A 20032-nucleotide genomic window follows, 5' to 3' on the forward strand; every position below is an offset into this window, starting at 1 on the left:
GGTTCTTCGCGAGCAGGCCCGCTCCTACGGTGGCCGACAAAACCGCGAAGATCGTACAACCGAGGGTTGTCAGGCGCCGCTGGCGAGGTTCAAACTGCCGCCTTCGTCGCCGGTCGATCCTGGCGCCTTCCTATTTATAAGCAAGCGCTGCCCGTACCTTGTCCAGCGCTTGCGTATCGACCATCAATTCAGGGACCCGGACATGGAACTGGTTGTAAAAAGCGTCAACCCGCAAACGTTGAAGACCGCCACGCTGGTGGTTGCCGTCGGCGAAGGCCGCAAGCTCGGCGCTGTGGCCAAACAGCTCGACGAACTCAGCGCCGGCGCCATCAGTGCAGTGCTCAAGCGCGGCGACCTGGCCGGCAAGGTTGGCCAGAGCCTGTTGCTGCACAGCCTGCCAAACCTGAAAGCCGAACGGGTATTGCTGGTCGGCGTGGGCAAGGATGAAGAACTGGGCGACCGCCCGTTCCGCAAGATCATCGCCGGCATCCTCAACACGCTCAAGGGCCTGGGTGGCAGCGATGCAGTGCTGGCCCTGGATGAAATCGTGGTCAAGGGCCGCGACAGCTATGGCAAGACCCGCCTGCTGGCCGAAACCCTGGTGGATGGCGAGTACCAGTTCGATCAGTTCAAGAGCCAGAAAGCCGAGCCACGCGCCCTGAAGAAAGTCACTTTGGTGACCATCAAGGCCGCCGAGGCGGAAGTGCAACGCGCCGTGAACCACGCCACTGCCATTGCCAACGGCATGGCGTTCACTCGCAACCTGGGCAACCTGCCGCCGAACATCTGCCACCCGACTTTCCTCGGCGAGCAAGCCAAGAACCTGGGCAAAGCGTTCAAGGACCTGAAAGTCGAAGTCCTCGACGAGAAGAAAATCAAGGCCCTGGGCATGGGATCGTTCTATGCCGTCGGCCAGGGTAGCGCCCAGCCACCGCGCCTGATCGTCATGCAATACAACGGCGGCAAGAAATCCGAGAAGCCGTACGCGCTGGTCGGCAAAGGCATCACCTTCGACACCGGCGGCATCAGCCTCAAGCCGGGCGCCGGCATGGATGAAATGAAGTACGACATGGGCGGCGCCGCCAGCGTGTTCGGCACCCTGCGTGCCGTGCTCGAACTGAAGCTGCCGATCAACCTGGTGTGCATCCTGGCCTGCGCCGAGAACATGCCGAGCGGCAACGCTTCGCGTCCGGGCGACATCGTCACCACCATGAGCGGCCAGACCGTGGAAATCCTCAACACCGACGCCGAAGGCCGCCTGGTGCTGTGCGACGCCCTGACCTACTCCGAGCGTTTCAAGCCGCAAGCGGTGATCGACATCGCGACCCTGACCGGCGCCTGCGTGGTTGCCCTGGGTTCCCACACCTCGGGCCTGTTGGGCAACAACGACGAATTGATCGACCAACTGCTGAGCGCCGGCAAGGCTGCCGACGACCGCGCCTGGCAACTGCCGCTGTTCGATGAATACCAGGAACAGCTGGACAGCCCGTTCGCCGACATCGCCAACATTGGCGGCCCGAAAGCCGGCACCATCACGGCGGCCTGCTTCCTGTCGCGCTTCACCAAGAACCTGAACTGGGCACACCTGGACATCGCCGGCACGGCCTGGACCAGCGGCGGCAAGGACAAGGGTGCCACTGGCCGTCCGGTTCCCCTGCTGACCCAGTACCTGCTGGATCGCGCCAAAGCCTGAAACCGTTGATGGGCAGCGGCGTCACTTTCCGGTGACGCCGCTAGCCGCTCTGGAACCGCCATGACCAAAGTCGACTTCTATATCCTGCCCAGCGCCGATCCTTCGGCACGCCTGGACTTTGCCTGCAAGCTCACCGAGAAAGCCTGGCGCATGGGCCACCGCATCTACCTGCATTGCAGTGATGCGGCCCAGCGCGATGATCTCGATGCACGCCTGTGGGCGTTCAAGGGCGAAAGCTTCGTGCCCCACGGCCCTGCCGACAGCGAACCTGACGGCTTGATTGCCCTGGGCTTGGGCGAAGACTGCGGTCAGCATCAGGATTTGCTGGTCAATCTCGACCTGAAAGTCCCGGCCTTCGCCAGCAAGTTCGCCCGAGTGGCGGAAGTGGTGGTGGAGGATCCGACGATCAGGGCTGCTGCGCGGGAGAGTTTCCGTTTCTACCGCGAACAGGGCTATCCTCTGCAAGATCACCGTTTACAGCGACTCTGAGCATTCCGATGGACACTCCAAAACCGCTGCAACAATCCGCGCACCTGCTGGACGACCTTGAGTCGATCCGCCAACTGCTCGGCGATGACAACCTGCAACCTCCCCTGCTGACCGATACGGTCGAAGAAGGTGACCAGGAACAGATTCCGATGTTGTTCGACACCGTGAACGAGCCTGCGCCGGTCGTCGAGCCACCCGCTCCCAAACCCGCCGAACCGGCACCGACGACCAGCAAAAGCGCTGACGCCCTGCTGTACCTCGACACCGAACTGCGCGCCGCCGCGCAATTGATCATGCAAGACGTGATCGACGACTTCGCGCCGCACATCGAAACCGAAATCAAACGCCGCCTCAGTGCGCGCATGGAGCGGCTTCTCAGCCAGTACAACGACTGAGCCCAAACACAGCTCCCCCTGTGGGAGCGGGCTTGCTCGCGAAAGCGTGTGCCAGCCACCATTCAAGTCGACTGACACACTGCCATCGCGAGCACGCTTGCTCCGACAAGGGGATTTGCATCAGTTTTGCGGACGCGCCCTGTCCGCACCTGCTCGCCCTACGCCCCATGCCCCGCTATACTTGCCGGCTTTTCCTGAATAAATGCCAATAGGGTCCCGCCGCGCATGGATAAGACCTACCAGCCGCACGCCATTGAAACTTCCTGGTACAACACCTGGGAGTCAGAGAATTACTTCGCCCCGCAAGGCGCGGGCGAGTCCTACACCATCATGATCCCGCCGCCGAACGTCACCGGCAGCCTGCACATGGGCCATGGCTTCAACAACGCGATCATGGACGCCTTGATCCGTTTCCGCCGCATGCAGGGTCGCAACACCCTGTGGCAACCGGGTACCGACCATGCCGGTATCGCCACGCAAATGCTGGTGGAGCGTCAACTCGAAGCCCAAGGCCAAAATCGCCACGATCTGGGCCGCGACAAATTCCTCGAGAAAGTCTGGGAATGGAAGGATCAGTCCGGCGGCAACATCAGCCGTCAGATCCGTCGCCTCGGCTCGTCCGTGGACTGGAGCCGCGAGCGCTTCACCATGGACGACGGCCTCTCGGAAGCCGTGAAGGAAGCCTTCGTGCGCCTGCACGAAGACGGCCTGATCTACCGCGGCAAGCGCCTGGTCAACTGGGACACCAAGCTGCACACGGCGATTTCCGACCTTGAAGTGGAAAACCACGACGAGAAAGGTTTCCTGTGGAACCTGAAATACCCGCTGGCCGACGGCGCCAAAACCGCTGAAGGCAACGACTTCCTGATCGTCGCGACGACTCGTCCGGAAACCATGCTCGGCGACTCCGCCGTCGCGGTTAACCCGAACGATGAACGCTACAAAGCCCTGATCGGAAAATTTGTCGAGCTGCCGCTGGTCGGCCGCCGCATCCCGATCATCGCCGATGATTACTGCGACCCTGAATTCGGCACCGGCTGCGTGAAAATCACCCCGGCCCACGATTTCAACGACTACGAAGTCGGCAAGCGTCACAACCTGCCGCTGCTAAACATCTTCGACAAGAACGCCAACGTCCTGCCAGCCGTTCAGGCGTTCAACCTCGACGGCAGCCTGAACGAAACGATCGACGGCAAGATCCCGGCTGAATATGCCGGCCTGGACCGCTTCGAAGCGCGCAAGCAGATCGTAGCGGCATTCGAAGCCGCAGGCCTGCTGGTCAGCGTCGACGATCACGCCCTGAAAGTGCCGAAAGGCGATCGCTCCGGCACCATCATCGAGCCGTGGCTGACCGACCAGTGGTACGTGTCCACCAAACCGCTGGCCGAACCTGCGATTGCCGCCGTTGAAGACGGTCGTATCCAGTTCGTGCCCAAGCAGTACGAGAACATGTACTTCTCATGGATGCGCGACATCCAGGACTGGTGCATCAGCCGTCAGCTGTGGTGGGGCCACCGGATTCCCGCCTGGTACGACGAGTCGGGCAAAGTCTACGTCGGTCGCGACGAAGCTGAAGTGCGCGCCAAGCACAACCTCGGCCCGGACGTGGCGTTGCAACAGGACAACGACGTACTCGACACCTGGTTCAGCTCGGGCCTGTGGACCTTCTCCACCCTCGGCTGGCCGGAACAGACCGAATTCCTGAAAAAATTCCATTCCACCGACGTGCTGGTCACCGGTTTCGACATCATTTTCTTCTGGGTTGCCCGGATGATCATGCTCACCATGCATTTGGTGAAGAACGAAGACGGCACGCCGCAGGTACCGTTCAAGACCGTGTACGTGCACGGCCTGGTGCGTGATGGCCAGGGCCAGAAGATGTCCAAGTCCAAGGGCAACGTCCTTGACCCGCTGGACATCATCGACGGCATCGAGCTGGAAGAGCTTGTTCAAAAGCGTACCTCCGGCATGATGCAGCCGAAACTGGCGAAGAAGATCGAGAAGCAGACCCGCGAAGAGTTCGCCGAAGGCATCGCCAGCTACGGCACCGACGCCCTGCGCTTCACTTTCTGCTCGCTGGCGTCCACCGGTCGCGACATCAAGTTCGACATGGGCCGCGTCGAAGGCTATCGCAACTTCTGCAACAAGATCTGGAACGCTGCGCGCTACGTGCTGGACAAAGGCGAAGACTGCGGTCAGAACGGCGAAGCCTACGAGCTTTCGCTGGCCGATCGCTGGATCATTTCGCAGCTGCAGCGCACCGAAGCCGAAGTGACCCGTCAGCTCGACCAGTTCCGTTTCGACCTGGCTGCGCAAGCCTTGTACGAGTTCATCTGGAACCAGTATTGCGACTGGTACCTGGAACTGTCCAAGCCCGTGCTGTGGGACGAAAACGCACCGGTCGAACGCCAGCGCGGTACGCGCCGCACCTTGGTTCGCGTGCTCGAAGTGGCCCTGCGCCTGGCGCATCCGTTCATGCCGTTCATCACCGAAGAAATCTGGCAGCGCCTCGCGCCGCTGGCCGGTATCGAAGGCAAGACGATCATGCTGCAACCTTGGCCTGTGGCCAACGAAGCACGCATCGACCAGGCCGCCGAAGACGACATCGAATGGCTCAAGGGCCTGATGCTCGGCACACGTAACATCCGTGGCGAAATGAACATCGGCCCGGGCAAACCGCTGCCGTTGTTCCTGAAGAACGTCAGCGCCGAGGACCAGCGTCGCCTGAGCGAAAACGAAGCCCTGCTGAAGAAACTGGCGCGCCTCGAATCGATCACCGTGCTGGCGGCTGGCGAAGAAGCGCCGCTGTCCGCCACCGCACTGGTCGGCGAGATGGAAGTGCTGGTGCCGATGGCCGGCCTGATCGACAAAGGTGCCGAGCTTGCGCGCCTGGACAAGGAAATCCAGCGCCTGCAAGGCGAAGTGCAGCGCGTCGGCGGCAAGCTGTCCAATGCCGGTTTCGTTGACAAGGCGCCTGCCGAAGTCATCGAGAAAGAACGCGCCAAACTGGCCGAAGCCGAACAGGCTCTGGGCAAGCTGGCGGAGCAACATGCGCGGATTGCCAGCCTGTAACGGCAAATCGCAATAAAAAAGGGAGGCCCGGGTGGCCTCCCTTTTTTATGCCCGCCACTTTTTTCCAAACACCCCTAAACACCTGTGGGACAATGCCAGCCACTTTCAGCCATACCCGAATCGACCACACCCATGACCGCCCCCCGCACACCCAGACCTGCGCGTAAAAAGCCCGAATCCGCGACCCCGGCCAAGGCCGTTGAGCCGCGCGAAAAGGCCAGCCTGCACCCGCGCAATCGCCACCAGGGTCGCTACGACTTCCCGGCACTGATCAAGAGCACGCCGGAGCTGGCGAAGTTCGTGATCATCAACCCGTACGGCAAGGAAAGCATCGACTTCGCCAGCCCGGACGCGGTGCGGGTGTTCAACCGGGCGCTGCTCAAGTCGTTCTACGGCATCGCCCACTGGGACATACCGGCCGATTACCTGTGCCCGCCGGTCCCGGGCCGTGCGGACTACGTACACTTCCTCGCCGACCTGTTGGCCAGCGTCAATGACGGCGTCATTCCCCGCGGTGCGGCGGTGAAGGTGCTGGACGTGGGCATGGGCGCCAACTGCGTGTACCCGTTGATCGGCCACAGCGACTACCGCTGGCAGTTTCTCGGCTCGGAAATCGACACCACCGCCATTGCCGCCGCCAAGGCCATCATCCAGTCCAACGGCTTGAACAAGGCCATCCAGGTTCGTCAGCAGGGCAACCGCAAGCATATCTTGCTGGGCCTGCTGGAGAGCGCCGAGCGCTTTGACCTGACGATGTGCAACCCACCGTTCCACGCCTCGCTGGAGGAAGCCACCCGGGGCAGCAGCCGTAAATGGCGCGCGCTGGGCAAGGCCGATCCGAAACGCAAACTGCCGGTGCTGAATTTCGGCGGTCAGGCGGCGGAGTTGTGGTGCGAGGGCGGCGAAGCGCGGTTCGTTACGCAACTGATCAGCGAGAGCGCGCAAGTGGGCCAGCAGGTGTTGTGGTTCAGCACCCTGGTGTCGAAAGCCTCGAACCTGCCGGCGATCCAGACCGCCCTGAAGAAGGCCGGCGCCCTGCAAAGTCAGGTGGTGGAAATGTCCCAGGGCCAGAAGCAGAGCCGTTTCGTGGCCTGGACCTTCCACACTCAAGAACAGCAGCAGGCCTGGCGCGAGCGTTGGACAAGCAAAAGCTGAACAAGTGATCGACGCAGATCAACTGTGGGAGCGGGCTTGCTCGCGAAGGCGGTGCATCAGTCGACTTCAATGGTGACGGATACACTGCCTTCGCGAGCAAGCCCGCTCCCACATTGGAAATAGGGTGTTCGTGGTAAATCGCAGATACAAAAAAACCGTGCGCGGATCGCTCCGGCGCACGGTTTTTTTTAACAAGTCTTACTTGTTAACAGCGTCGGTCAGGCCTTTGGCCACAACCAGCTTGATCACTTTCTTGGCAGCGATTTCGATGGCAGCGCCAGTCGAAGGGTTACGGCCAGTACGGGCAGGACGCTCAGTCACTTTCAGCTTGCCGATACCTGGCAGAGTGATTTCGCCGCCGTTTTCCAGCTGATCGGCAACGATTTGGCCCAGTTGGTCCAGAGCGTTACGCGCGGTGGTTTTCGGCGCGTCGATAGCTTCAGCGATGTCGGCGATCAGTTGGTCTTTAGTAAGAGCCATGTAGTGTTCCTTCCCTATCAAATTCATATGGATTGCAGAGTGCAGTGTCAGCCATCGAGCCCGATCTTCTGGATCTGGCACCCTCGGTCAAATAACCACGGGATCGGGGTTATAGATTCCGAAATCAGGGTTTGGTTCGACCTGACAAATGCTGAATGCACGCTTAACGCAGTGACTACGCGTAAGACCGGGCAAAACTAGCACAGAGACGGGGAAATATCCGCCTCTAGCTACCCAATTGGTCAGCTTTATTGCTCTAAATCGGGAAAAAACCGCATAAGCACCACCGGTCACCCCGCAATTGCCGTTCGCACCACGCCAAAACCAGTGGTTGCGGTACACTGGGCGCTTTTTCGGGGAGCGCGCACTCCCGTCTTCAATCAGCCGAGAAGCCCATGCCGATCCGTCATTGCATCGTCCACCTGATCGACAAAAAACCCGACGGCACACCTGCAGTTCTGCACGCTCGCGACTCCGAACTGGCCGAGTCGAGCGCCATCGAGAACATGCTTGCCGACCTCAACGAAAGCTATAACGCCAAACAAGGCAAGGCCTGGGGTTTCTTCCATGCCGAATCCGGGGCGCATCCGTTCAGCGGCTGGCTGAAGGAGTATTTCGAGGGCGGCAAGGACTTTACCGCCTTCAGTCGCGTGGCTGTCGAGCACCTGCAAAAACTGATGGAGGAGTCCAACCTCTCGGTCGGCGGCCACGTCCTGTTCGCCCACTATCAGCAAGGCATGACCGATTACCTGGCCATCGCCTTGCTGCACCACAGTGAAGGCGTCGCAGTGACTGACGAACTGGACGTGACCCCCTCCCGCCACCTGGACCTGGGCCAGTTGCACCTGGCGGCGCGGATCAACGTGTCCGAGTGGCAGAACAACAAGCAGTCCAAGCAGTACATCTCGTTCATCAAGGGCAAGAACGGGAAAAAAGTATCGGAGTATTTCCGCGACTTCATCGGCTGCCAGGAAGGCGTCGACGGCCCCGGGGAAACCCGCACCCTGCTCAAGGCCTTCAGTGACTTCGTCGAAAGCGAAGACCTGCCCGAAGACGACGCCCGCGAGAAAACCAAGACCCTGGTGGACTACGCCAGCAGCCAGGCCAAGCTCGGCGAGCCCATGGGCCTGGAAGAGTTGTCGGGGCTGATCGACGAAGAACGCCCGAAAGCCTTCTACGACCATATCCGCAACAAGGACTACGGCCTGTCGCCAGAGATCCCGGCCGATAAGCGCACCCTGAACCAGTTCCGCCGCTTCACCGGCCGAGCCGAAGGCCTGTCCATCAGCTTCGAAGCGCACCTGCTGGGTTCGAAAATCGAGTACGACGAAGAAGCCGGCACCTTGATCATCAAGGGCCTGCCGACCTCGCTCACTGACCAGCTCAAGCGCCGCAACTGATGCTGGGCAACGTACTGAAGAAATGCCTGCTGGTCCTGCTGGTGGTCGTGGTCTATCAGAACTGGGGCAAGATCGAGCGGGTATTCAACCCTTCACAGGTGGTGTCCGAGCAGACCCAGGCCAAGGCCAACGTCGTGCTCTACGCCACTGAGTGGTGTGGCTACTGCAAGCTGACCCAGCGCTTTCTTGATCAGAAGGGCATTGCGTACAAGGCGTTCGATATCGAGAAGGATGCCGAGGCTCGCAAGGCCTACCAGGCGTTGGGAGGCGGTGGGATTCCGATCATCGATGTGAACGGGACCTTGATTCGCGGGTATGACCCGGATGCGATTCTGGCGGCGTTGAAATGACTGGTAGGAGCTGGCTTGCCAGCGAATGCGGTGGTTCAGTCGGCACATTTGTCGACTGAACCACCGTCTTCGCTGGCAAGCCAGCTCCTACAGGGTCGCGTAGGGCGAAGTTATTGCGCCTCGATACGGAAACCGAATCGCGGAACGTGTACATGCACCACGCCGCCACGCTCGTCTTCTCGACGCACAATCAACTCCTCCCTGCCGGCAAACACCAACTCCCCCGCCACCGGATCAACGCCATAGTCAGTGGCGGCAATCACCACTTGCTGACCCGCCTTGAAACCATTCGGATCTTCGAACGCTTCATCCGGCAATGCAGCAGGCGTCGCGTCACGGGCCACACTCAGCGCTTCTTCAGACGTCATTTCACTCGGCGCACCGTGGCCGAATCCCAGCACCCGCGCCAACCACGCCGAGATCGCCGGGTAGTTATCCACAAGCGGCGAAGTCACGGGTGTTGCCTTGAGGAACCACAGCGGATGAGCCATGGCGAAGTCGGCAATCGACGGCTCGCCAAACAGGTAATCCCCCTCCTCGCGCTGCAGCTGCTGCTCCAGGCGCGCCATGATTGTCGGCCATTGGTGCCGGGCCTGCTCGGCGGACAAGCGGGTCGCACTGCCGCCACTGAACAAACCGGTCCGGTCGGCGATGAAGGCCTTGATCGCTTCAGGGGACAAATTGCCGAAACGCACCGCTATCGATTCCGGCTGGAATACCAGGCTGACCGCATGCTGGAACACCACCGAATCGGCCCACGCCGCGAAGGACGCGGCGATCATTTCCTGTCCTTCGGGGAAGAACGCCGGCAGGGCTTTTTCCTGCTCGAGGCGACGGGCGATCAAGGCGGTGTCGCAATAGATATCCGCGCCGATCTGCAACACCGGGGTCTTGCGATAACCACCGGTCAACGCCGTCAAATCGGGCTTGGGCATTACCGGCGAAATTTTCACCGAGTGCCAGGACAGTCCTTTGAAACCTAACAGCAGCCGGGTTTTTTCGGCGAAGGGGGACGTCGGGTAATGATGCAGAATCAACTCGGACATGCTCGGCTCCGCCGCAAGAATCAGGAACCCGCAGCTTAGCGCGCAATCTGTTCGCAGCCTACAGATCGGCCTGATGGGAACTGATCAGTCAAATTGATAAGGCGGTATTCGCGCTCGCCACCAGGCACTCCTTGGCACTCTTCCTGAGTTTCTTTATCAGGCGCTCCTGGCGCAACGCGTCGCTCTTGTCGCGACAGGCTTCGGTGTAGACCAGCGCCATGGCCGGACTGGAGAGAAAGAAGCGTGCGCCCTTACCGCTTTGGTGCTTGGCGAAACGTTTTTGCGGATCGTCACTGATCCCACAATAAAGCGATCCATTGGCCGCGCGAACGAGGTAGACGAACCAGGTTTTACTGACGGGTGTGGGTTCGGCGGCAATGGCGCAGGATTCGCTTGGGCTGTTCACGTGACGATCGGGGCTTGGAGGGAAACAAGCCGCAATCTTATCAGCGACTGGCCTGGAATGCCTTCAGGCCCTTCAGCGCCTGTGCTCGAACGGCGTTGCGCACCAGTGGGCTCCAACCCAGCAGCAGGCCTTTGAGGCCCAGTGCCTGACGCGACCACTTCCACAAATCAAAGCGGTCGTGATGCTCGCAAATCTTGCCGTCGCGAAAGACGAAGCGCGCATGGATGTCGTTGATCACCGTGTTGCCCGTCTGGCTGAACAGGTACGTCGCCACCCAATGAGCAGTACCGGTGCGCTCGCCCGCTTGAACGTTATCGAAGGTCAGGGAAAAATCCTTGGCCCGGGTCGTCAGCATGCGCCACATGTCACCCGCATCGCGCCCGCGAAGCTCGCCGAACGCCGGATCACTGAACACCACGTCATCGGTATAGCAGGCACTCATGGCCTCGGCATCCAGCCGCTGGAAGGCTTGGTAGAACTGGGTGATCAATGCGCTATGGGCATCACTCATGGGCAGGCTCCGTACGGTTGATGAATTGCCTGCACGATAGTCTGCAAATACACCGAACACTATCGGCATTCGCAAGGCGAATACCGATAGTGGGCAGGGGTCAGACTTTTTCGCTTGCGACTTGCACGTACAGTGCCCGCCCGGCACCGAGCCCGGCGATGATCGCACCCAGGCCGATGACGCCGAAGATCCAGCCCACGGCGTTCCAGCCACCGGTCCAGTCATGCACGATGCCGACCGCGAACGGCCCCATGGACGCCAGGGTGTAACCGAAGCCCTGGGCCATGCTCGACAGGTTCGCGGCCACATGGGAGTCCCGTGAGCGCAGCACGATCAGGGTCAACGCCAGGCTGAACGTGGCGCCCTGCCCCAGTCCCAGCACAATCGCCCAGCCCCACAAGCCATCGATTGGCGCGTACAGGCAACCGAACAGGCCACCCAGGGTCAGCGCCATGACGATCACGATCGCCAGGCGCTGGTCCTTGCCGCGTGTCGCCAGCCAGGGTGCCGCGAGGGAGCTAACCAACTGAACGATCACTGAACCCGACAGCACCAGGCCGGCCTGGGTCGGGGTGAGCCCGCGACCGATCAGGATCGACGGCAACCAACCGAACACGATGTAGGCCAGCGACGATTGCAAGCCCATGTACAAGGTCACCTGCCAGGCCAGCGGGTCGCGCAGCAGGCCACGCACTCGATAGGCCACGTTGTGCGCGCCGTGTTTGTGCCCGACCTGGGGCAACCAGAACAGCGCCGCGACCAGCGCCGGAATCACCCAGAAACCGAGGCCCATGGCCCAGCTTTTATCGAAATGTTCACTCAGCGGCACCGTCGCGCCCGCCGCCATGGCCGCACCGAGGCACAGGGCCATGGTGTAGACGCCGGTCATGGTCCCGGCCTGTTTGGCGAAGTCGCGCTTGACGATGCCAGGCAGCAACACGCCGATCACGCCGATGCTGGCACCTGCCAGCACGCTGCCAGCGAACAGGCCGATCTCGCCAAAGGAACTGCGCAGGATGATCCCGCCCGCCAGGGTCAGGAGAATGCCCAGCACCACCCGCTCCGCGCCGAATCGACGCGCCAGCACCGGCGCCAGCGGCGCGAACAGGCCAAGACAAAGCACCGGCAAGGTGGTCAGCAACCCGGCCTGTGACGCCGACAGCCCGAGGCTTTTCGACACTTCACTCAGCATCGGCGCCATGCTCGACAACGCCGGGCGCAGGTTCAGTGCCACCAGGATCAAACCCAGCAGCAACAGCCACGGCCGAACCAGGATCGGTTGGGTTTGCTGGACCTGTTCGTCATCGGCCTCGGCATCGATCAGCAGCTCTTCCAGCTCTGCCGTGCGCTTGGGTGATGGGAGATCTCTGGACATGGGGTTCTCGGTTTCAAGGTTCATTGATCAACTGCCTCGACAGGGCTTTGGCCCGTTCCGGGTCGCGTTGCTCCACGGCATCGAGCAATTCGACGTGCAGGTCGAAGACCTCCTGGCGCCGTGGCGTGATGTTCAGGCAGTGGCGCAATTGTTCGCCGACGACGCTGGAGAAATAGCGATACAGCTCGCTGAGGGTCGGGTTGTGTGCGGCGTCCACCAAGCGGCGGTGGAACACCAGGTCACAGGCGATGTAGGTGTCGAGATCGCCGTGATAGTGGCTGCCGCTGACGCCCAGGGCCTCGCGCAATGCCACCAGGTCTTCATCGGTACGGCGCAGGGCAGCAAGGCCGATGGCCTCGACTTCGAGGATGTGCCGGGTCTCGCGTGCCTGCTCGAGGGAACAGCGGGACAGCGCCTTGAGGGTGTCCAGCGGGTCGACCAAGGCTCGCAGGTAACTGCCGTCACCCTGGCGAATCTCGATCAACCCGGAAAACGCCAGCACACGCATGGCTTCGCGCACCGTGTTGCGACTGATGCCCAGTTCGGCGGACAGCTCGGGCTCGGTCGGCAGGCGTTGCCCCACCGTCCAGACGCCCTGGTTGATGCGCAAGCGCAATTGCTCCAGGGCCTGGTCGACCAGGGAGCGTTTTACTAGCGGAGAAATATCAGACATCGGATTCGCCCTGTCATCCAATCATAGGATGAATTTTCTGACATGTTAGTCAGCTTCATCCGGCAGGACAACCCCGATGATTTTTCCCGGGGCGAAAAAAAACCCTTCACGAATAACCGTGAAGGGTTTTTTTGATGCCCTGTATCAGGCTTCGGTCTTGGCTGCTGCAGCTTTGGCTGCCGCGTCCTTGATCAGGGACTGCAGCGAACCGTCAGCGGACATCTCGGTCATGATGTCGCTACCGCCGACCAGCTCGCCCGCTACCCACAGCTGCGGGAAGGTTGGCCAGTTGGCGTACTTTGGCAGGTTGGCGCGGATTTCCGGGTTCTGCAGGATATCCACGTACGCAAATTTTTCGCCACACGCCATCACGGCCTGCGCGGCTTTCGCGGAGAAGCCACACTGCGGGGCATTCGGCGAGCCTTTCATGTAAAGCAGAATGGTGTTGTTGGCAATCTGCTCTTTAATCGTTTCGATGATATCCATGGAGCACCTCGGCTGAACTTTCCGACTCATGGGTCGGCACGGTGGCGCATTGTAACGGAAAGCCGAGCGCCCTGCTCGGTCTCTCCGTCAGATGCGATCAGGCCGCTACTACGGTCACCGGCACACCGTTCAACGCCGCGTTACCCGACAACTCGTCGAGCTGACACTCGTCGGTCAGGTCATTGGCGCTGGAGCCCGGTTGGCCGCTGGCGATGGTCATCTGTACGCCTGGTCGCGCATGACCCCAACCGTGCGGAAGGCTGACCACACCTTTCATCATATCCAGGCTGGCCAACACTTCCACCTCGATCACCCCGACCCGCGAACTGACCCGTACCCGCTGCCCGTCGTTCAGCCCGCGACTGGCCAGATCCTGCGGATGCATCAACAACTGGTGACGCGGCTTGCCCTTCACCAGCCGGTGATAGTTGTGCATCCACGAGTTGTTGCTGCGCACATGGCGCCGGCCGATCATTAGCAACTCATCGGCGGCGGGCGCCTGCAATGCCGCGAAGCGCGCCAGGTCGGCGAGGATGGCGAAGGGGGCCGCCTGGACTCGCTGGTTGGCGGTTTTAAGACGCGGCGCCAGGTTGGGTTTCAGCGCGCCCAGGTCAACCCCATGGGGATGATCGAACAGGGTGGCCAGTGACAGCTTGTGCCGGGACGCGTCGCCGTAAAGTCCCAGGCGCAAACCGCGGTCGATCATCTGCGCCGGGGCGATGGTGGGCTTCAACTCCTTGCCCGTTTTTGCCGCGAACGCCTTGGCCAAGCCGACGAAAATCTCCCAGTCGTGCAAGGCACCTTCAGGCTTGGGCAGTATGGCGCGATTGAAGCGGCTGACGTTGCGCACCGCAAACATGTTGAAGGTGGTGTCGTAATGATCGTTTTCCAGCGCCGAGGTGGACGGCAGGATCAGGTCGGCATAACGCGTGGTTTCATTGATATACAGGTCGATGCTGACCATGAACTCCAGGCCATCCAGCGCCTGTTCCAGCTGACGACCATTGGGCGTGGACAGCACCGGGTTGCCCGCTACGGTAATCAGCGCGCGAACCTGCCCTTCGCCTTCGGTCAGCATCTCTTCGGCCAACGCCGACACCGGCAGTTCGCCGCCGTACTCAGGGCGCCCGGACACCCGGCTCTGCCACAGATTGAAATGCCCGCCCGACGTCGAGGCCACCAGGTCAACCGCTGGCTCGGTGCACAACGCGCCGCCGACGCGGTCGAGGTTACCGGTGACCAGGTTGATCAACTGCACCAGCCAATGGCACAGCGTGCCGAAGGCCTGGGTCGAGACGCCCATGCGGCCGTAGCAAACCGCCGTGGGTGCTGCGGCAAAATCCCGCGCCAACTGGCGGATCTGCTCCGCCGGCACCGCGCACAAGGGACTCATGGTTTCGGCGCTGAAACCTGCCACGGCTTCGCGCACGTCATCCAGGCCGTCCACCGGCAAATGACTGTCGCGGGTCAGGCCCTCGGCGAACAAAGTATTGAGCAGACCGAACAGCAGCGCCGCATCGCCACCGGGACGCACGAACAGATGCTGGTCGGCAATCGCCGCCGTTTCGCTGCGACGCGGATCGACCACCACCACTTTGCCGCCCCGGGCCTGGATGGCCTTCAAGCGTTTTTCCACGTCCGGCACAGTCATGATGCTGCCGTTGGAGGCCAGCGGATTGCCGCCGAGGATCAGCATGAAGTCGGTGTGATCGATGTCCGGTATCGGCAACAGCAAACCGTGGCCGTACATCAAGTGACTGGTCAGGTGATGGGGCAACTGGTCGACCGACGTCGCGGAAAACCGGTTGCGGGTTTTCAACAGGCCAAGGAAGTAATTGCTGTGGGTCATCAACCCATAGTTGTGCACGCTGGGGTTGCCCTGGTAAACCGCTACCGCGTTCTGCCCGTGGCGCGCCTGGATGGCCGCCAGGCGTTCGGCAACCAGGTCGAAGGCGGCGTCCCACTCGATCGGCTGCCATTCGCTGCCCACCCGCAGCATCGGTCGATGCAGGCGATCCGGATCGTTCTGGATGTCTTGCAGGGCCACCGCCTTGGGGCAGATGTGCCCGCGGCTGAAGCTGTCCTGGGGGTCGCCCTTGATCGAGGTGATCTGCAGGTTTCCGGCTTCGACTTCGGTGGTTTCGATGGTCAGGCCGCAGATGGCTTCACACAAATGGCACGCACGGTGATGGAGAGTCTTGGTCATGGCCAGTCTCTGTCTTGTTCTGGGCGGGCAATATCGACCGCGGGAACAAAACTATGGCGCCAGCCCCGCCACCGCGCCAGCGACGTTCGTCTTGTGAATCGGTGGACATCAGGCCTGCCGATAACCGCCGGCGATCATCGCGACGACAGCCTCGGTGGCGGCGACGGGTAACCGTGCGCAAAGCGACTGCCTGCGCACCATCCCCGCCCCCTCTGATTGCCAAGTTCCACGGCGCCGGTGTACAAATACCTGGCTGCAGTCAGGAAACAGGCTTCAAAAGCGCTATCGCGGTCATCCCGTAGCCCCTCCGAATCCCCTAAAAACCGTAGCCCTATTGGTAAGACGCGACATTTAATTATAAGATCGCGCCTTCCCCTATTTCGTCGCCCCGTGCGGCTTACGCCGCAGGTCTCGCCCGTTGTTCCGTTAAACAAGGCTTTGAGCATCTGCGGTTTGTAGCAAAAAGGTAGTCAATGATGAGCGCAAGGCACTTTCTCTCCCTGATGGATTGCACGCCCGAAGAGCTGGTCAGCGTGATCCGTCGAGGCGTTGAGCTCAAAGACCTGCGTAACCGCGGCGTACTGTTCGAGCCCTTGAAAAATCGCGTGCTCGGGATGATTTTCGAAAAGTCCTCGACCCGCACCCGCATTTCCTTCGAAGCCGGCATGATCCAGCTCGGTGGCCAGGCGATCTTCCTGTCGCCCCGCGATACCCAATTGGGCCGTGGCGAGCCGATCGGCGACTGCGCGATCGTCATGTCGAGCATGCTCGACGCCGTGATGATCCGTACCTTTGCCCACAGCAACCTGACCGAATTCGCCGCCAACTCCCGCGTGCCGGTGATCAACGGCCTGTCCGACGACCTGCACCCGTGCCAGTTGCTGGCCGACATGCAGACGTTCCTCGAACACCGTGGCTCGATCCAGGGCAAGACCGTGGCCTGGATCGGCGACGGCAACAACATGTGCAACAGCTATATAGAAGCGGCGATTCAGTTCGACTTCCAGTTGCGTGTGGCCTGCCCGGAAGGTTACGAACCCAACCCCGAATTCGTGGCCAAGGCCGGCGACCGGGTGACCATCGTTCGCGATCCAAAGGATGCCGTGCGTGGTGCGCACCTGGTGAGCACCGACGTCTGGACCTCGATGGGCCAGGAAGAGGAAACCGCCAAGCGCCTGCAACTGTTTGCGCCGTATCAGGTCAACCGCGCCCTGCTCGACCTGGCTGCTGAAGACGTGTTGTTCATGCACTGCCTGCCGGCTCACCGCGGCGAAGAAATCAGTGTCGACCTGCTCGACGACGCGCGTTCGGTGGCATGGGACCAGGCTGAAAACCGCCTGCACGCGCAAAAAGCCCTGCTCGAGTTCCTCGTCGAACCGGCGTACCACCACGCATGAGCCAGCCATTACTGCTTAACCTGCGTAACCTTGCCTGCGGCTACCAAGACCAGCGGGTGGTGCAAAACCTTAACCTGCATTTGAACGCCGGTGACATCGGTTGCCTGCTCGGCTCTTCAGGGTGCGGCAAGACCACCACCCTGCGTGCCATTGCCGGTTTCGAACCGGTGCACGAAGGGGATATCCAGCTGGCGGGCGAGACCATCTCCAGTGCCGGTTTCACCCTGGCGCCGGAGAAACGCCGGATCGGCATGGTGTTCCAGGATTACGCGCTGTTTCCGCATTTGAGCGTGGCCGACAACATCGCCTTCGGTATTCGCAAGCATCCGCACAAGGATCGCGTCGTCGAAGAGTTGCTGGAACTGGTCAATTTGAAGAACCTCGGCAAGCGCTATCCCCACGAACTCTCCGGCGGCCAGCAGCAACGGGTCGCACTCGCTCGCGCACTGGCGCCGGAACCGCAATTGCTGCTGCTGGACGAACCCTTCTCCAATCTCGACGGTGAGTTGCGCCGCAAACTCAGCCACGAGGTGCGCGACATTCTCAAGGCCCGGGGTACAAGCGCGATCCTGGTGACCCACGACCAGGAAGAAGCCTTCGCGGTCAGCGATCACGTCGGTGTGTTCAAGGAAGGCCGGCTGGAGCAGTGGGATACGCCCTACAACCTCTATCACGAACCGCTGACGCCGTACGTGGCCAGCTTCATCGGCCAGGGGTATTTCATCCGCGGCCAGCTGAGCAGCCCGGAGTCAGTGCAAACGGAACTCGGGGAATTGCGCGGCAACCGCGCCTACACCTGGCCGGTTGGCGGTGCGGTGGATGTGCTGCTGCGTCCGGACGACATCGTTTATGCACCTAACAGTGCATTGAAGGCGCGGATCGTCGGCAAGTCTTTCCAGGGCGCCTCGACGCTTTATCGCCTGCAATTGCCTACCGGCGCGCAGCTGGAATCGATCTTCCCAAGCCATGTCGATCACATGATCGGCGCAGAAGTCGGTATTAGTGTCGCGGCGGAACACCTGGTGCTGTTCCAGGCGTCCGGCAGCATGGCGGCGCAGATTCCGACGGTTGATTCAGGGGTCCGGCGCTACAGTCCCGCCCACTGAAGAAGCAATTCGCTGTAGGAGCTGGCTTGCCAGCGAAGGCGTAGTCTCAGTCGACATCTTCGTTAACTGATCTGCCGCATTCGTCGGAACGCCGTCTGGGGCAAGCCCGCTCCTACAGTTCAAGCACGGCCAATCTCGGCAAATTTCCCCTGGGTGTGCTCCGCCAGCACCGCCGGTGCCAGTTCGACTTCCAGCCCCCGCCGGCCCGCACTGACAAAAATGCTCGCCAATGGTTGAGCCGAACTGTCGATAAAGGTGCGCAAGCGCTTCTTCTGCCCCAGCGGACTGATCCCCCCCAATAGATAACCGGTGGAGCGCTGGGCCGCCGCAGGGTCGGCCATTTCGACTTTCTTCACCCCGGCCGCGTGCGCCAAGGCCTTCAAGTCCAGACTTCCGCCAACCGGCACCACAGCCACCAGCAACTCGCCTTTCTCACTGGCCGCCAGCAGGGTCTTGAACACCTGCGCCGGATCCAGTCCGAGCTTCTCCGCGGCTTCCAACCCATAGGACGCCGCCTTCGGGTCATGTTCATAACTGTGCACACGGTGTTCGGCACGAACCTTTTTCAGCAAATCCAATGCGGGTGTCATGACGGCTCCAGACTGGGTGGCAGTAGAAAAATCCTGCGCCGGATTCTAGGACATTGATCCACAAAAGGCTCTATCGCCTCGCAGCTGCAATAAACGCCGCGCCCGCGCACTGACGCGATCATTCACACAACTAATAGATTATTTGTGACCGATGGTTCACTTTCGACCTTTGACATCAGCGTTTCTTGTCTATATTTTTTCGTTTCTGAATCTGTATGAAAAATCCTACCGCAGTACCCTGCTGTATACCGGGAACAGTGGAATGAAAGCGCCAGACAAGAAAAACAATGAGGTTTCAATGACAACTGCTTTACAACAACCGTCACTCTCAAGCCAATGCATGGCCGAGTTCCTGGGGACTGCGCTGCTGATCTTCTTCGGCACCGGTTGCGTTGCCGCGCTCAAGGTCGCGGGTGCCAGCTTTGGCCTGTGGGAAATCAGCATCATCTGGGGGGTCGGCGTGAGCATGGCGATCTACTTGACCGCCGGAGTGTCCGGCGCTCATCTGAACCCTGCCGTGAGTATCGCACTGAGCCTTTTTACCGACTTCGAAAAGCGCAAACTGCCTTTCTATATCATCGCCCAAGTGGCGGGTGCCTTCTGCGGCGCCTTGTTGGTGTACACGCTGTACAGCAATCTATTCTTCGATTTCGAACAAACTCACCAAATGGTTCGCGGCACCGCTGCCAGCCTTGAACTGGCGTCGGTGTTTTCCACCTTCCCCAACCCAAGCCTGTCCACCGCCCAGGCGTTCCTGGTTGAAGTGATCATCACCGCCATCCTGATGGGCGTGATCATGTCGCTGACCGACGACAACAATGGCCTGCCCAATGGCCCGCTGGCACCGATCCTGATCGGCCTGCTGATTGCGGTGATTGGCAGTTCGATGGGGCCGCTGACCGGTTTCGCGATGAACCCGGCGCGCGACTTCGGTCCTAAACTGATGACTTTCTTCGCTGGCTGGGGTGAAATTTCCTTCACTGGCGGCCGAGTCATTCCGTACTTCCTGATTCCGGTGTTTGCACCGATTGTCGGTGCCTGCCTGGGTGCTGTCGCCTACCGCGGCTTGATTGCCCGTCACCTGCCGGGGACTGCACCTGCTACAAAGGATGCACAACCTGCCATTGACGGCAAGCCCAGAACCTCTTGATTCCGTTGGCGCGCGCCCCTGCCCGTTTGATCGCGCGCCAGACTTCACTCTC

The 20032-nt window shown here is 60.9% G+C and carries 19 protein-coding genes; 10 read left to right on the top strand and 9 right to left on the bottom strand.

Annotated elements, in window-relative coordinates; genetic code table 11:
* Positions 1–202 precede the first annotated feature (202 nt).
* The 5 genes from NQL71_RS16170 (at position 203) to rlmF (ending at position 6804) form a co-directional block, all read left to right on the top strand.
* Positions 203–1693, top strand: a complete 1491-nt coding sequence (locus NQL71_RS16170; protein ID WP_046818877.1) for a leucyl aminopeptidase — start codon at positions 203–205, stop codon at positions 1691–1693.
* A 60-nt stretch (positions 1694–1753) separates the two neighbouring features.
* A complete protein-coding gene (locus NQL71_RS16175) occupies positions 1754–2182 on the top strand; it encodes a DNA polymerase III subunit chi (protein WP_274643012.1) in 429 nt (142 codons plus the stop codon).
* A gap of 8 nt (positions 2183–2190) precedes the next feature.
* A complete protein-coding gene (locus NQL71_RS16180) occupies positions 2191–2577 on the top strand; it encodes a hypothetical protein (protein ID WP_046818879.1) in 387 nt (128 codons plus the stop codon).
* Positions 2578–2802: 225 nt separating this feature from the next.
* Entirely contained in the window at positions 2803–5649 is a 2847-nt protein-coding gene (locus tag NQL71_RS16185; RefSeq protein ID WP_046818880.1) for a valine--tRNA ligase, read from the top strand.
* Positions 5650–5781: 132 nt separating this feature from the next.
* Positions 5782–6804, top strand: a complete 1023-nt coding sequence (gene rlmF / locus NQL71_RS16190; protein WP_046818881.1) for a 23S rRNA (adenine(1618)-N(6))-methyltransferase RlmF — start codon at positions 5782–5784, stop codon at positions 6802–6804.
* 198 nt (positions 6805–7002) lie between these two features.
* Here the strand turns inward: rlmF and NQL71_RS16195 are convergent, their stop codons facing one another.
* Positions 7003–7284: an HU family DNA-binding protein gene (locus NQL71_RS16195; RefSeq protein WP_007905514.1), complete on the bottom strand. Its 282-nt coding sequence runs from the start codon at positions 7282–7284 to the stop codon at positions 7003–7005.
* Positions 7285–7679: 395 nt separating this feature from the next.
* On the opposite strand from NQL71_RS16195, the gene yejK reads away from it, so the two are divergent.
* A complete protein-coding gene (gene yejK, locus NQL71_RS16200) occupies positions 7680–8684 on the top strand; it encodes a nucleoid-associated protein YejK (protein ID WP_046818882.1) in 1005 nt (334 codons plus the stop codon).
* Positions 8684–9034, top strand: coding sequence for a glutaredoxin family protein (locus tag NQL71_RS16205; protein WP_046818883.1), 351 nt, complete (start codon positions 8684–8686; stop codon positions 9032–9034). Before yejK ends, NQL71_RS16205 begins: the two co-directional genes overlap by 1 nt.
* A gap of 110 nt (positions 9035–9144) precedes the next feature.
* Here the strand turns inward: NQL71_RS16205 and NQL71_RS16210 are convergent, their stop codons facing one another.
* The 7 genes from NQL71_RS16210 to NQL71_RS16240 form a co-directional block, all read right to left on the bottom strand.
* A complete protein-coding gene (locus tag NQL71_RS16210; RefSeq protein WP_274643013.1) occupies positions 9145–10080 on the bottom strand; it encodes a glutathione S-transferase family protein in 936 nt (311 codons plus the stop codon).
* 88 nt (positions 10081–10168) lie between these two features.
* A complete protein-coding gene (locus NQL71_RS16215) occupies positions 10169–10486 on the bottom strand; it encodes a GIY-YIG nuclease family protein (RefSeq protein ID WP_248686842.1) in 318 nt (105 codons plus the stop codon).
* Positions 10487–10526: 40 nt separating this feature from the next.
* Positions 10527–10997, bottom strand: a complete 471-nt coding sequence (locus NQL71_RS16220) for a nuclear transport factor 2 family protein (RefSeq protein WP_046818886.1) — start codon at positions 10995–10997, stop codon at positions 10527–10529.
* 100 nt (positions 10998–11097) lie between these two features.
* A complete protein-coding gene (locus tag NQL71_RS16225; RefSeq protein ID WP_077185243.1) occupies positions 11098–12396 on the bottom strand; it encodes a CynX/NimT family MFS transporter in 1299 nt (432 codons plus the stop codon).
* A complete protein-coding gene (locus tag NQL71_RS16230; protein WP_046818888.1) occupies positions 12386–13045 on the bottom strand; it encodes a FadR/GntR family transcriptional regulator in 660 nt (219 codons plus the stop codon). Before NQL71_RS16230 ends, NQL71_RS16225 begins: the two co-directional genes overlap by 11 nt.
* A 144-nt stretch (positions 13046–13189) precedes the next feature.
* On the bottom strand, positions 13190–13531 hold the full coding sequence (gene grxD / locus NQL71_RS16235; protein ID WP_046818889.1) for a Grx4 family monothiol glutaredoxin: 342 nt from the start codon (positions 13529–13531) through the stop codon (positions 13190–13192).
* Between the two features lie 97 nt (positions 13532–13628).
* Positions 13629–15737, bottom strand: a complete 2109-nt coding sequence (locus NQL71_RS16240; protein WP_274643014.1) for a molybdopterin oxidoreductase family protein — start codon at positions 15735–15737, stop codon at positions 13629–13631.
* 476 nt (positions 15738–16213) lie between these two features.
* On the opposite strand from NQL71_RS16240, the gene argF reads away from it, so the two are divergent.
* Positions 16214–17134 carry an ornithine carbamoyltransferase gene (argF, locus tag NQL71_RS16245; protein WP_046818891.1) on the top strand — a complete coding sequence of 307 codons (921 nt, stop codon included), beginning with the start codon at positions 16214–16216 and terminating at the stop codon, positions 17132–17134.
* Complete coding sequence (locus tag NQL71_RS16250) at positions 17131–18240, top strand: ABC transporter ATP-binding protein (protein WP_046818892.1); 1110 nt, start codon at positions 17131–17133, stop codon at positions 18238–18240. The genes argF and NQL71_RS16250 overlap by 4 nt, the downstream gene beginning before the upstream one ends.
* Before the next feature lie 119 nt (positions 18241–18359).
* On the opposite strand, the gene ybaK is transcribed toward NQL71_RS16250, so the two are convergent.
* Positions 18360–18830, bottom strand: coding sequence for a Cys-tRNA(Pro) deacylase (ybaK, locus tag NQL71_RS16255; protein ID WP_077185241.1), 471 nt, complete (start codon positions 18828–18830; stop codon positions 18360–18362).
* A gap of 298 nt (positions 18831–19128) precedes the next feature.
* On the opposite strand from ybaK, the gene NQL71_RS16260 reads away from it, so the two are divergent.
* Complete coding sequence (locus NQL71_RS16260) at positions 19129–19980, top strand: MIP/aquaporin family protein (protein WP_274643015.1); 852 nt, start codon at positions 19129–19131, stop codon at positions 19978–19980.
* Positions 19981–20032: the final 52 nt, after the last annotated feature.

It is taken from the genome of Pseudomonas serbica (assembly GCF_028823535.1).
Classification (GTDB): domain Bacteria; phylum Pseudomonadota; class Gammaproteobacteria; order Pseudomonadales; family Pseudomonadaceae; genus Aquipseudomonas; species Aquipseudomonas serbica.